Raw genomic sequence first — 12,944 nt, 5'->3', positions numbered from 1 at the left:
GACATATCGCGTCTCGCCGAGTCCCTCGATATGAACCGCTCATTCGAGCGCGACTTCGCTGTCGCCAGATGGGTCTGGCGCCATTTCGACGGTAACGACGCCTCGACGCCGGAGTCATCTTCTACGCGGATGCGGCATACAGGTCTGCGATGCTGGCCAAGATCGGTCTCAACTCATGCCAATGCGCGACCGCGTCCTCGGTGGGCATCGTGGGGTTCTTCTTGGTGAGCACCTTTGAGGTCAACCTGCTCAAGGCGGTGTGTGCCGCGTCGGCCTCGGAAGTCCAACCGCGAACTCGCAGGGCCTCGAGCGAGACGTCAAGACTGTCCCAATCCGCAAGGTAGACGGCGGCTATGGATCGACGGCTGGGCGTCTTCAGGATTGCGCTGCTGGGGGTGTCGTCGACCAGCAGCCCCAAGTCGGTGGCGAGCTCGCCAAGAAGCTGGATCGCCGTGAGTGTGGCGGGTTTGGAGGCTGCGAGCGCCGACTCGCGGTCAACTAATCGTCGCGACGAGGTCTTCGTGCTCGCCGCTGCGGTTCGACCGTAAACGGCGGGGACGATGACGGTTCCATCATGTCCCTCTGCGCGGTATTGCTTGACCTCCACGGCGAAGACCTCAGCAGGGTTCATCTGTTCGTTGAGAAACTCGACGATCCGCATGAGCTCATCTGGGATCACGTCGGCAACGAACACCATCCGGATGCGGCCAGCGCGGAGGTTGTCGCCGACTCGGGCGAAGAACTCAGGGATCGTCACGTCGCGGTCCTCGCACAACGCGATCAGACTCTCGTGCGGGTCGTTGCCGAGCTCAGACTGGGTCGCGTCGAAGGCGAGGCTCAAGTTCTCGATCGGCCAGTAGCGAACGCCGTTGGCGGCGTAGTCGAGCATCTGCCCGACTACTTCCCGTCGGATTCGCGTGTCTGTTGATCGCTTGACCTCGACGAGTGTGGGGACGGCGTCTTGATCGACGAACAGGTGGTCGACACTCCACCGCGCTCCTGAGCCGTCGCTGTCTGGGATGCCCTGTTCGCGCTTGACCAGCGCCCAGCGGCGCGGAGCCTCGGGTGTCATCTGGCCACCGGCGAGGAGGTCGGGATGCGTTTCTAGGAGGGCCTGGAGGATGTCCTCGGCTGCGTACGGAGCAGGCGTCATCGACACGAGCTGTCCGTCGGCGTCGATGTGGAAGAGGCCGTCCCCACTCATGCTGATCCTCCCGGTTCGCTCATGGTGGGCATCTTGCCGCATCGACAGGTCTCGGGTGGTCACCCGCCGTTCATGCCGTGCCGAACGGAGTCGAGCGCGATCTTGAAGTGAGACTCGGCGGCGTTGATGCGCGAGGTGGGTGTGGCTGGATCGAATACGCGCAGAAGTGAGAACCGGAAGGAGCGGGGGTCCCGTTTCCGGAGGTCGACGTTTCCGCCGTGGCCGTCGGCGGCGTAGGCCTGCCAGCGTTGGCGGATGTTCTCGGCTCCGTCGGCCTTGCCGACGTAGTGCCGTCCGTCGCTCGTGTCGGTGATGAGGTAGATGCCGATGACCGAGGCTAGAGCGGTGCGCCAGCTGGCATATCGGTGCTCGCGTATCACGGCCTGCAGGCGGGGGTAGTCGAGGACAAGCGAGTCGAAGCCGGGAAATGGGATGGGTCTCGAGTCGGCGATCTCGACGACCGGGTATGTCGCGGCGGTGGTACCACTGAGCCGCCAGGTGCGTGGTGACCGCCAGCCGATCACCAGGCGGTTGTTCAAGTCCGTGAGTTGATCGGATCGTGCGAGGTTGAAGGTCCTTACCGCTCCGTCATTCGACGACTCGCCAACCTTCGTGACGACCGACCAAAGGCGCGCTCGGTCGCCTCCCTCGGGAAGGAAGACCACCCACGTTCGCGGCGGCGTGGCAGGGAAGATCCGACTGTTCGCCGACTGCCTGCTGGTGTAGTTGAGGATCTCCCTGTCGGTGGAGTCGGCGTGGATGCCGGGTTCACCGTCGGCGTGTTCGCGCACGTACGCGTGTCTGATTACCAGCGTCTCGGCCGGGTCGATGTCGGCGCTTCCCAGGATCTGGGCGAGGTTCAGGGTCATGGGCTTAACCGTGCGCGGGCGCAGGCATCGGCAACCACACGGCCGTCGCCTCCACCCTGCGATAGAACTCGTACCGATCGTCCACAAGGGCACCTTCGCACACGCAATGCGCACCACGACGGAGAATTGGACGGTCGCCACGGGCAGCGCGGGCCGGCACGCGGGAAGGACACTGGCAATTCGCTCAACTTCCCCTTCAGTTGAGCCCGGCCGATGGCGTCGGGTGATGAGCAGGTTCTTGACGCTGGACCGAAGCTCACCGGGCTCGTAAGAGTTCGGAACCCCCGGCGACCGCCATCCAGAAAGACCTCCCGCGGAACGCTTCCGCCCGCGTAAGAGTCCTTGCGCCATGAGTGTGGAAACACATGAAACCGAGTTGGATAAAGGCAGTTCAGGCTAGCCTCATGGCTTCGCGACCTTCGGGTCGATCGCTCGTGGGCACCTTCGGAAGAGGAAAAGTGAAGATTCGTAGCGAAGCACTCGGGACCGCAGGGTTCCTTATCGCCGTGGTGGCACTTCTTGTCGCGCTGACGTCAGGCACGGCCTACGCAGCTGTCACGATCACGACGAAGAACATTAAGAAAAATGCCGTGACCTCTGCGAAAATCGCGCCCAAAGCGGTCACAGGCGCCAAGATCGCGCCCAACGCCGTCACGGGAGCGACGGTGAAGAACGGGACACTCACGTTGAGCGACTTCACACGAGCAGACCAGAAGCGGCTGTTGGGGCCTCGGCCGGCCGATGCCGTCCGGGTTGAGATGAACAGCATCTACGTGGGGGCCTACGACTTCAGCACCGTCACGGTGTGGTGCCCCGGAGCACGCAAGGTAACGGGTGGCGGATTCATCTCCAGCATTGCCATCCCGTCGGCAAGCGCACCGAATAGTGATCGGTCTGGCTGGGTCATCCAGATCAACAACATGGACAATTCCATCAGTGTTGAAGCAAGCGCGTACGCCGTCTGCTCCTGACTCGCTGGCTCCTCAACACTGCGCCGGCTCTGCGACCCGGTTATCTCAATGCTATTTCCGCCTGAAGGAGCTGGCCCTCCCAATCGTAGTATTGGTTCCTGCAGGGGATCGGAAGGGCTGGCACAGGTCACGCCTGCCGCTGAAGCTTCGGCTTCGGAAGTAGATCGGTGATGTTTGACCGGATTCCACCAGGCTCGCGCGTGTTCAACGCAGCTTCGGCGAGCCTCATCTGCCGTTCCTCCCAGGCCATCAATTGATCGAGCCGCCACCGGTCCGGGTGCCGGACGACGGGCGGCGGGACCATCTGGCGGTCCTTGAGGTTCTGGTAGCCCTGGGTCTTGCCCCAGCCGTACCGGCGCAGGACGTCGCCGGCGGAAAGGAAAACGTGGCGCGGGTCCTCGTCGGTCGAGGTCATGGCGATCAGTCCACCTTCCGGATGCGGGCGACGGGCACAGACGTGAGCCGCTGGTGACGAATCCAGCGGCGCACGTCGCCGACGGTGGTGAAGAGCCGGCGGCCGATCTTGAAGAACTCCGGGCCGGTGCCGGTCTGGCGCCACCAGCGAAGGGTGTTCTCGGGCGTGTGCAGGATCTCTGCGACCTCGTCGAGGGTCAACAGGTCGTCGTCGTGCCGTTCGGGGAAGGGCGCGGCGGCGGAGGGGTGGTGCCTGGTCATGGGTGCCTCCTGGCGTCGGTCGGCGATTGCCGACGATTGGACGGATGAGGGAACACGTCGCAACGAGTGCTGGTGGCCTCTCGCCAGGTAGGTGTGCGTCAGATTCTTCGGTCAGGCGGTCGCGGTCGCTCCTGCCGACTCGAGGGCGAGCAGGGGCACGGTGCGGACGATTCGCCCCAACCGTGCGACCTGCGGAAACGCTGTTTACGGTGCCGGCGATTCGCCGGCACCGGGGCGACCTGCGGAAACGTTGTTCACGGTGCCGCCGATTCGGCACCACCTCGCATTGCAGCGAAAAACGTGATCGACGCCGGATTGGCGCCGGAGCCCCACGGGTCGAGGTCGCACCCGGGCGCGGGGAACCGTCTGGCCGTTGCTCACCTCTCGACGGTGCGCCGGCTCTGGGCCGCCTGTCAACCCTGCAATGGCAGGAAAATCAAGCACTCGGGACAGCCGACGACATAGGCGGACATTGAGGTGCCTCCTCATCAGAGATCGAGTCTTGGCGCCGAGATCGGGCCCCGCGGTGGGGCCGCGGGTTCGGGCCGATGTGGCCGAGCGGAACGTCGCCGTCCTAGGTACGGCGCTGGCTTCTGCGGTCCGTAGCGGTCGACGGACTCGGCCGCTGCGTCGCGGGCGTGAGCGGGACCGAGGTCGGCGCGGTCGCGACCGAACACGCCGACCCACTGCTCGCGGGCGTCCTCGACGGACTCGGCGACGAGATGAGCGATGTTGTGTTCGCGGCCTCGGGTCATGCCGACGTAGGCCGACGCTGCTCCGGTGTGCTCACCGATGAGGACGTGCGAGACCGGCACGGTCGAACCCTGCGCCCCGTAGGCGGTGGTGGCGTAGGCGAGCTCGACGTGCCGGTGCACGTACTCCGCCGACAGCACGCGCTTGCCGGCCGCGCCCCTGACCATGAGGCTCCCGCGCTCGCAGCCGACCACGGTCCACGTCTCGCGGTTGGCGACATCGGCGTCGCGGTTGTTGCGACGAGTCGCAACTGTGTCGCCGATGCCGATCCGCTCACCCGCGGACGTGACGACCGCGTCGGTGACCTCGCCGAGGTCCCGCCTGACTTGGTGGGCGAGGGCATTGATCCTCGAGACCTGCTCGCGGGTGTCGGCGACCACCAGGTCGCCGAAGGTTGCTCGAGCAGTCATCGCGGCTTGCCGTTCGACGTCGCTGGCGTGCACCACGATCTCACCGCGACGCAACAGGTCGTCGAAGACTTGCTCGGGCTTCTCGCCGCTGCGCATCCGCAGCGACAGGGAGGCGTACTCCGGATCGGTGAAGCGGCGGACGCCGACGAGTTCGCTGACCCGGTCCGGTGCGTACCGGATGGCGAGGTCGAGGACTCCGCCCCGGCCGACGGCGGGCAGCTGATGCCGGTCACCCACCAACAACACGGAGACGCGCGACTCGTCAGCAAGCCGCAGCAGTGCTCGTGCAGTGTCCTGGTCGAGCATTCCGGCTTCGTCGACGACCAGCAGGTCGTCGGGGTGCAGTCGAGCCGAGGGCTGCGGGTCAGGCGGCTGCCTGGTCCAGCGTCCGTCCTCGTCCCAGCGGTAGCCGTGTTGGTGCAGCAGCCAGGCGACGGAGTGGGCGGTCGTGCCGACCTCGCCCGCTGCGACCTGGGCCGCCTTGCGGGTCGGGCTGACCAGCAGCATCCGGTGGCCTCGCGCCTCGGCGGCGCGTCGTGTCGCGGCCAGCCGCGAGGTCTTGCCAGCGCCCGCGGCGCCCTCGACGACGGCGATGGCGCGGTCCTGCGCCCGCCGCACGATCCGGCCGACGATCTCGTGCTCGACCGCCAGCACCTCGGGTGACGTCAGGGCTCGCACATGCTCGGCGACGTCGGCGCGATCCAGCAACGGTCGCGAGGCCGCAATGACTCGCTCGGTGAGATCCTCGGCGAGTTCACGCCGCACGGGCGCTTCGACGAGACGGCCTGACTCGGCGATCAGACGCTCGACCTCGCCGCGAGCATCGGCGGCGTTCCACGCGGACCGTCGTGAGCCCAAACGGACCAGCGCCAAATCAACCAGGGCGTCGCGATCCACAGTCCCGGGCATGAGGGGAATTGGGGCGCGAACCGAATCGCGGCGTCCCGCGTAGCCGAGCTCCTGGAGCTCGTCGACCCAGCGCTCGCGCAGCGCCTCACCGGAGGCCGGCACGACCTTGTCGGGACGGGCGTCCGCCCAGGCGCGGCGATCCCACACCTGTCGCAGGGCAGGTCCTGGTTCCTCACCGGGATGGTCGACGCGCCATGCGGCTTCGTAGGTGTCGATGTGGGATTCGATCTGTCGGGCTCGTGCGCTGAACGAGCCGACGTAGTCGGCGAGTTCGCGGACTTCACCGGTCTGCGGGTCGAGCGTGAGTCCGTGCGCGGCCAACGTCTCCCGGAACGCGGGATTGGTCATCATGGCGGCGTGGCCGATGCCGTTGATCGCGTCCAGGCTGTCGCGCACGCCGACGGTGTGCAGGCCACGCCACGTCCCTTCCGCAAACACCCGTGCATTGATTTGGAGATGCAGGTGGCGGTGTGGGTCCCCTGCGCGCGAGGTGTAGTGGCGGATCACCGCCGCCTCGATCTGCTCCACCGGCACCTGCACCTGACGGCCGCGCGGTCCCACGCGCGTCGTCGCGTGGGAGGCAAGCCAGCCCACGATCTCCTGCGCCGCGGCCAGCTGGGCTGCGTCGTAGGCGGCAGCAACCTCCGGATGCAGAGCAGCCGCGAGCGACCACGTCTTCGGCCCGTTGACCGTGACCTCGACGAACCGCACCGCTCGGTCGTCGTGCCGCAGGCGACCCTTCGGCCTCCCGGTCTCGACATCGAGTCCAGCAACCCAGCGCTCGTAGGTGGGGCCGTCCATGTCAGGCCGTCGCTCGAGACCTTCCTCGCCGGCGACAAAGCGCATGGCGAGGCCGCTGCCCTCGGCCAGGTAGTAGTCGTCAGCACGCGACCGGTCCGCCTCGACGTAGTGCCGAGCAGCGGCCGGCGAACCGCGGTAGATCTTCGCGCCACCGTGCACCGAATCGCCCCCGTCGACAATCGTCAGCAACCGTCAATCCACTGGAATATCAGTGCGAATCGCGATTGCCTCTACGAACTTTCGTAGCATGCGTGCCGGGTGTTGGGGAGGGCCAGGAAGCCGCCGCGGAGGGGTAATGTCTGAGACGTTCATGACCGTCAACGAGTGGTGTCGGACCGGAGCGTCTTCGATTCTCGGACGAGCCAGGGATCCCCTTCGCCAGCCACATGCCCAAGTAGACGGTTCGTTGGTTCAGATCGTCCCCATGGTCGCGAGCGTGTGAGGTACGTTCCCGCCATGGCGAAATACCCCCAGGCCCGGGAGAAGCACGGTGCAGTCTTCGATGAGAACGCGAAGATTCTCCAGTTTGACCAGTCGGGCTTCGAGGCGAGCTGACCGTCGAGCATGAACGTCAACCTTCAGGAGATTCGCCAGCACGGTGGCTCGCAACAGAATGCGTGGGAGGAATTGGCATATCAGCTCCGACCGCCTGTCGGGAGCGGCCATGTGGAGACCCGCAAGACAAGAGCGCCGGACGCCGGAGTCGAGTGGTACGAGGTATACGCCGACGGCCATGTCGAGGGGTTCCAAGCCAAGTTCCATGGTTCTCTCGCTGACGCTCTCGGTGGAATGCGTGAGTCCGTCACCTCAGCCTGCGCCAAACGCCCGACGCTGACCCGCTTGACCTTCGTGCTCCCGTACGACTTCACAGACACGGGCGAGGGAAAGCGCAAGTCCGATCAAGACCGGTGGGCTGACGCGGTCAAGGGTTGGCATGATTCCATCCCTGGTGCCGAACACGTCGAGTTTCGGACGCTGCTCGCAGGGGACGTCCTGAGCGAACTTGCTCGAGCTCAGCACTCCGGCCGCCGTGCGTTCTGGTTCGGCGCCCTGGAACTTTCGGACGATTGGTTCGCTGAGAAGTTGAAGGAAGCAAAGGAGGTGGCCGGCGAGCGATACACCCCAGAAGCTGACACGGATGTCGCCGTCAACTTGGTCGTTGAAGCGTGTGCCGCTGGCGATCGCTTCCTCGGAGCTCTCAAGGCGCAGCTCGAAACGGCGCTTGCCGCCTGCCGCAGGAATACCGGAATCTGGGGATCAGTCACAGCCGACGCCGTCACTTGGATGGAGCGGCTGGACACGGTAAAGAAGGAACGTTTCGGCGAACGCGACGGTGACGGATCGGTCGCGCTGGTCGACTTCGATATTGATAGAGCTCGCAAGGCCGTCGACACTCTTCTGGCGTGCACCCTGACTGGCGCTAGCGAACTGCCCGAGTACTCAGCTTCGCCGCTCCGAGCCGCGCAAGACGCCCTGTACGAACTGTCCGACCTGCTTGCATCGGAACAGGCCACCGCGTATTCAGACCGAGCTCTTGCCGTTAGTGGGCCGGCGGGAAGCGGAAAGACGCACACGATTCTTCGGGTCGCGGAGCGCCTGCACGCAGAGGGAAGCCCCGTCGTTGTGCTCCACGGTCAACGGTTCGCAGACGGTGACTGGTGGACCAGCCTTCGCGCCATGCTGGATATCGGTGACCACCGGGCGGCGGATTTCCTTCAAGCGCTCGACTCGTTGGGAGAAGCGCGCGGACACCGGGCAGTCATCCTGATCGATGCGCTGAACGAGTCCAAGGATCCGCGTCGATGGTCATCGGAGCTGGTGTCGTTGCTGACGCAGACGAAGCAACATCCTCATGTGGCGGTCGTGGTTTCATTCCGGAACGACTACAGGACGCTGATTGAACCGCCGAAGACGCTCGCCACTACGCGACACTTCGGGTTTCGAGGTGAGTGGCTCGACGCAGTCGCTGCATACTGCCGGACGTACAAGATCGCGATGCCCTCGACCACGGTCTTCGACCCAGGATTCGCCAACCCGTTGTTTCTGCGGATGTGGTGCGAAGTTGTCAGAGACCGAGGTCCGGCTACCGATCCCAGTCGTTCCACGGTCTTCGATCAATTCGCAGCCGGACGCATGGAGCGTGTCAGAAGGCAGCTGCGCCTTGCTCCGACCTCAACGGTCGTCCGCGAGGCCCTCGACATCGTTCTCGATAGTTACCTGGAGAGCGGCGGCCAGCCTGTCCTTCGGACGGAACTTGAGCCAGCCGTTGACGCGCTGCTTCCGAACCGAGAGTGGCCAAACACGCTCTTCTCCGTCATGCACAGCGAAGGCCTGTTCGATCTTTACCCCTGGGGATCTGGCGTGGAACGTGTCGCCTTTCCATTCCAGGCGTTTGGCGAGCACCTCATCGCCCGACGGCTCGTTGCCAACATCACTGACGACGACGAGTTGGGGCCGGCAGTATCGGAGGTTCCTTGGCTTTGGCGTGCACTCGCTGTCCTGCTCCCGGAACAGCGAGCTGTCGAGTTGGTCGACGTCGTGAACGGCTCAGCCGACGGCGCCCGTGTGCTCGACGCAATGCGGGACAGCCTCGTTGAGAGGCATCACGGAGCGTTCTCCGATCGCGCTATCTCGACTATCCAGCAACTCTTCGCTGGTGCTGGGGACCAGAAGTTCGAAGCGGCAGACATCCTGATCGGACTCGGGCCCAGACTCGGGCATCCGGCAAACGCTGACTGGTTACATGGGTGGCTGATCGATATGCCGATGGCCGAGCGCGACGCCCTCTGGTCTGTCGCCTCCTACACCGCCGATGAGGGCTCTGGATCGCTTCGACGTCTCAGAAGCTGGGCTGCAAATACGACTCCAGCGAGTCCGGATGAGGAGATCGCACTCGCCGCAACCACGTTCATGTGGCTGCTCACCTCGCCGAACCGGTACTTGCGAGACACCGTGACGCGGAGCCTCACCGACTTGCTCTCGCGGCGTCTCAACGTGGGCGGCATGGTGCTCGCAAAGGCGAGGTCTGTTGACGACCCGTACGTTCACGAGCGAGTGCTTCTCGCCTGCTACGGCGCGCTAATGATTGCCGGCGACAGAGATCCGAGCGGTGCGCAGGCGATCTGCGCCGCGCTCGCAGACTGGCCGCGCGACGAAATGCCGGTTCATGTCCTTGCGCGCGACTCGGCACGAGGCATCGCCCACTGGGCAGAGTCCAGGGGGCATTACAACCTCGACCAGCGGGCTCATTGTGAACCGCCTTTTACCTCGTCGGTGCCTGTGGACCCGCCGACCGCCGAAGAGCTCGAAGCAGATTACGGAGTCGTGAAGTCCGGGGGCACTTACGGGCCGTGGCGCGCTTACGCCATCTTGTCGTCGTGCTTGACCTGGATGGGCGATTTCCACAAGTACGTGATGAAGAGTGATGTGCAGTCGTTCAGTCGATTTCCATTATCTGGGCCGGAGCCCTCCGGCGGGTACGCACACCCACTCGCCCGCACCGACGAAGAATGGGCTGGGCGCTGGATCGCGCACAGAGCCATTGGCATGGGTTGGACACCTGAGCGCTTCGAGGACTTCGAGCACGAGTACGCGCGTGATCGGGGGCGGGAGAGCCACAAGGCGGAGCGGTTCGGGAAGAAATACCAGTGGATTGCGCTCCACGAGCTCCTTGCGAGATTGGCAGACAACTTTCATCTCGCCTCGGACGTTGCTCGAACCTACGGCAGCAAGTACCAAGGGCCCTGGACGTGGTACGGGAGAGATCTTGACCCGTGCCTTCCGCTGCCTGGTGTAGGGGTCCCGCAGCACCTTGCGTTGACGGGGGACAAGGTCGCTAAGTGGGCGGCATTGGAGGCTCCTGACCTTCAAAGCGCGGTCGAACCCGATCGGTGGGTCGAACAGGACGCTGACTTGTGTCGCGCGGACCAGGTGTTCCGCCCGATCGATGACGGCGGTCGGCAGTGGGTCGCACTGCAACGCTATGCAAGCTGGGACCGAAGCAATGCCGCTCGATCCGGGATGTACAAGCGCGAACGGGACGTTTTTCACCTTCACTTCTCGTGGCTCGTCCCGGGAGGCGACGGGGGCAAGCTTCTTGACCTCTTCCGGAAGCACACCCTTCGTGGCCGGTGGATGGATGACAGCAACCTGATTCGAGGGCGATATGTCGGTGAGCTCGGGTGGGCGCCGATCGCCAAAGCTCCGATCCTCGAAGAGCCGCACTTTGACCATCGGGTACGAGAGGCCGGGATCTTCCCCCTGCCGGCGGTCGAGCAGTACCTGTGGGAGGGCAGCGCACTCGATTGCTCACTCGACGCCAGCGTCGATTTCTACGTCCCCACGGACCGGTTGTTGGGTGATGCGACGTGGAGCGGCGACCGAGCCGAGTGGCAATCCGCAGACATGACCGTCGCGCGTTCAATCGAGGTCCATGACGGCGAGGACTATCAGTCCGTGTTGGTCGCCGACCCAAGCTGGTTACGCGACCGACTCGCTGCCACTGGTTTCGACCTCGTCGTCGGCGTTCTCGGGGAGCGCCATGCTCTGCCGCGCCTGGACAATCCGGGAGACGAGTTCGATGGGTTGGCTTCGTCTGATTTCTGGTACGGGATGGTCATGTCGTGCGACGGATCCCGGGACGACCAAGAGGGCCCCGTCCTCACCGTCCACCGGGGGGACATGGAAACCGCCGAAGAGGAGGAGAACCTCCCAGCGGCGCTGGGCATCATCACTCAACCCGCTGATCGGGGGTCGGAGGAGCCTAGTACAGGCGGGGACGCTGGGTGACCGCCGCATGAAGGTTCGGTACGCCGCGGCATGCCAGCTATGCGGGACTGACCCGCTGGCGCAAATCGATCTAGCTATAGGTATGCCAATTTACTGATGGAGTCGCGGAGGGCGTCCTCGCCGGCGCGGACGTAGTGGTTGAGGACCGTCGTGAGCATGTCGCCGAGGTACTGTGCGACGACCTCCCACGGCTCGCCGAGCTCGTCGTGGAACCACTTTGTGGCGGCGTGGTGGCGGAGGTTGCGGTAGACGATCGTGCGGGGCCAGGCGTTCTCGGGATCGTTCTCGTCGACCCACTCGCGGACGCGGTGCCAGCGGTCGTTGTGCCACTCCGGCTTCACCGGTACGCCGGTGAAGGTGTCGACGAACAACCACTGCTCGTCCTCGGGCGGGACCGGGAAGTTCCACCAGGTGAGGTTCTTGTCCGGTTGACGTGCAGCCAAGTTGGCGCGGCGCTGGCGCTCGAACTCCTGTGCGTTGGTGACCTGCTGGAGTGACGCCGTGGCGGGCAGGCTGAGAAGTTCCTTCACGCGGGGGAGGAGCTCGCCCTCCATGAGCGACCGAGGCAGCGGCACCTCGTGCACGGTGTGGTTCTTCACTGGGCCGCGGAAGGGGTCCTGTCCGCGCGGCGTGGTCCACGAGCCGTTGACGTGGACGTATCCCCGGTCGAAGAAGACGTCGATCGCGCGCAGCGCGTTCTGCTCGCCGAGGCGCAGTCCGCCGAAACCGGCGACACGGATCTTGGTGCCGAACAGCGGGAGCCGGGTCATTTGCGGGTCGGTGCCCTCTGGCCCGCAGAGGTAATCCGCCGCGGCGGCCATCGCGCGCACCTGACGGGTCTCGGGTCGCAGGCGCGGGTCCACGTAGTGCATCGTCGCGCCGTGGAGCACGTTCGCTCGCGCGATCTCGAGCCCGTCGAGCGGGTCGATGCTGCGGTCGAGCCAACCGAGCCGCCAAGCGAGCTTGCGCATCGCGGCGAGTTGGCCACGCAGGTCCTCGCGTCCGCGGGTGGAGAAGACCGTCTTGCCGCCCTTCTCCATCACCTTGCGACTGTGCTCGACGCGCCACTTCGTCACCGGCACGTCGCCGATGGTCGGCACGATGTGCGCGTTGAGGCGCGACGCGCGCTGCTCCATCGTCCGCGGGTGCTTGCCGCGAGCGATGCTGTCGCGCAGGTACTCCTCGCCGAGCATGCGGATGGTGCGCGAGGTACGCACGTCGGCGCCGACCGGGAGCGCCTGTTCGGTGTCCAGCGCGGCTTCGGCCTGGGCGAAGATCTGGCGAGCCTCGGCTTCGGAACTGGCACGGCGCAGCACGCGCTTCCACGGTTCATCCTCACCAGCCGGGGCGCGGAACATCACCTGGTACTTGGTGCCGCCGGGCGCCGGTGCATATAGCCGCACGCGCCACGGCCGCGTGCTCCCGCCGAGCGTGCGTGGCTTGCCCTGAGCCAACAGCGTCGGCTTCTTGCGAGGTGCCATGTGCGTCTCCTCCCTAGGCTGGAAGTCAGGTGTGCAGCTCGCGCCTGCAGAACGTCGCTTCGTGTATCACTCTCGTGTATCAC

8 protein-coding genes are annotated in these 12,944 nt (G+C 65.2%); 2 read left to right on the top strand and 6 right to left on the bottom strand.

Annotated elements, in window-relative coordinates:
• Positions 1–121: 121 nt before the first annotated feature.
• Both AB3M81_RS13000 and AB3M81_RS12995 read right to left on the bottom strand, forming a co-directional pair.
• Positions 122–1,267, bottom strand: coding sequence for a hypothetical protein (locus AB3M81_RS13000; RefSeq protein WP_412904336.1), 1,146 nt, complete (start codon positions 1,265–1,267; stop codon positions 122–124).
• Positions 1,264–2,073, bottom strand: coding sequence for a GIY-YIG nuclease family protein (locus tag AB3M81_RS12995; RefSeq protein WP_412904335.1), 810 nt, complete (start codon positions 2,071–2,073; stop codon positions 1,264–1,266). Before AB3M81_RS12995 ends, AB3M81_RS13000 begins: the two co-directional genes overlap by 4 nt.
• Positions 2,074–2,531: 458 nt before the next feature.
• On the opposite strand from AB3M81_RS12995, the gene AB3M81_RS12990 reads away from it, so the two are divergent.
• Positions 2,532–3,044, top strand: a complete 513-nt coding sequence (locus tag AB3M81_RS12990; protein WP_412904334.1) for a hypothetical protein — start codon at positions 2,532–2,534, stop codon at positions 3,042–3,044.
• 127 nt (positions 3,045–3,171) lie between these two features.
• On the opposite strand, the gene AB3M81_RS12985 is transcribed toward AB3M81_RS12990, so the two are convergent.
• From AB3M81_RS12985 to mobF, 3 genes are all read right to left on the bottom strand, one after another.
• A complete protein-coding gene (locus AB3M81_RS12985) occupies positions 3,172–3,459 on the bottom strand; it encodes a hypothetical protein (RefSeq protein WP_412904333.1) in 288 nt (95 codons plus the stop codon).
• 5 nt (positions 3,460–3,464) lie between these two features.
• Positions 3,465–3,719 carry a helix-turn-helix domain-containing protein gene (locus AB3M81_RS12980; protein WP_412904332.1) on the bottom strand — a complete coding sequence of 85 codons (255 nt, stop codon included), beginning with the start codon at positions 3,717–3,719 and terminating at the stop codon, positions 3,465–3,467.
• Between the two features lie 488 nt (positions 3,720–4,207).
• On the bottom strand, positions 4,208–6,781 hold the full coding sequence (gene mobF, locus AB3M81_RS12975) for a MobF family relaxase (protein ID WP_412904331.1): 2,574 nt from the start codon (positions 6,779–6,781) through the stop codon (positions 4,208–4,210).
• Between the two features lie 375 nt (positions 6,782–7,156).
• Here mobF and AB3M81_RS12970 point away from each other — a divergent pair, with 375 nt between their 5' ends.
• Entirely contained in the window at positions 7,157–11,380 is a 4,224-nt protein-coding gene (locus tag AB3M81_RS12970) for an NACHT domain-containing protein (RefSeq protein ID WP_412904330.1), read from the top strand.
• Positions 11,381–11,454: 74 nt separating this feature from the next.
• On the opposite strand, the gene AB3M81_RS12965 is transcribed toward AB3M81_RS12970, so the two are convergent.
• Positions 11,455–12,861 carry a hypothetical protein gene (locus tag AB3M81_RS12965; RefSeq protein WP_412904329.1) on the bottom strand — a complete coding sequence of 469 codons (1,407 nt, stop codon included), beginning with the start codon at positions 12,859–12,861 and terminating at the stop codon, positions 11,455–11,457.
• Positions 12,862–12,944: the final 83 nt, after the last annotated feature.

It is taken from the genome of Aeromicrobium jepli (assembly GCF_047246605.1).
Lineage (GTDB): Bacteria > Actinomycetota > Actinomycetes > Propionibacteriales > Nocardioidaceae > Aeromicrobium.
The sequence above is the reverse complement of the archived record's forward strand: the minus strand, read 5'-3'. Positions and strand labels throughout refer to the sequence as shown.

Bases quoted from the DNA above. Each gene is read 5' to 3' on its own strand.
- AB3M81_RS12985 (WP_412904333.1), bottom strand. From the start codon at position 3,459: ATGACCTCGACCGACGAGGACCCGCGCCACGTTTTCCTTTCCGCCGGC.
- AB3M81_RS12980 (WP_412904332.1), bottom strand. From the start codon at position 3,719: ATGACCAGGCACCACCCCTCCGCCGCCGCGCCCTTCCCCGAACGGCAC.
- AB3M81_RS12965 (WP_412904329.1), bottom strand. From the start codon at position 12,861: ATGGCACCTCGCAAGAAGCCGACGCTGTTGGCTCAGGGCAAGCCACGC.
- AB3M81_RS12995 (WP_412904335.1), bottom strand. From the start codon at position 2,073: ATGACCCTGAACCTCGCCCAGATCCTGGGAAGCGCCGACATCGACCCG.
- AB3M81_RS12970 (WP_412904330.1), top strand. From the start codon at position 7,157: ATGAACGTCAACCTTCAGGAGATTCGCCAGCACGGTGGCTCGCAACAG.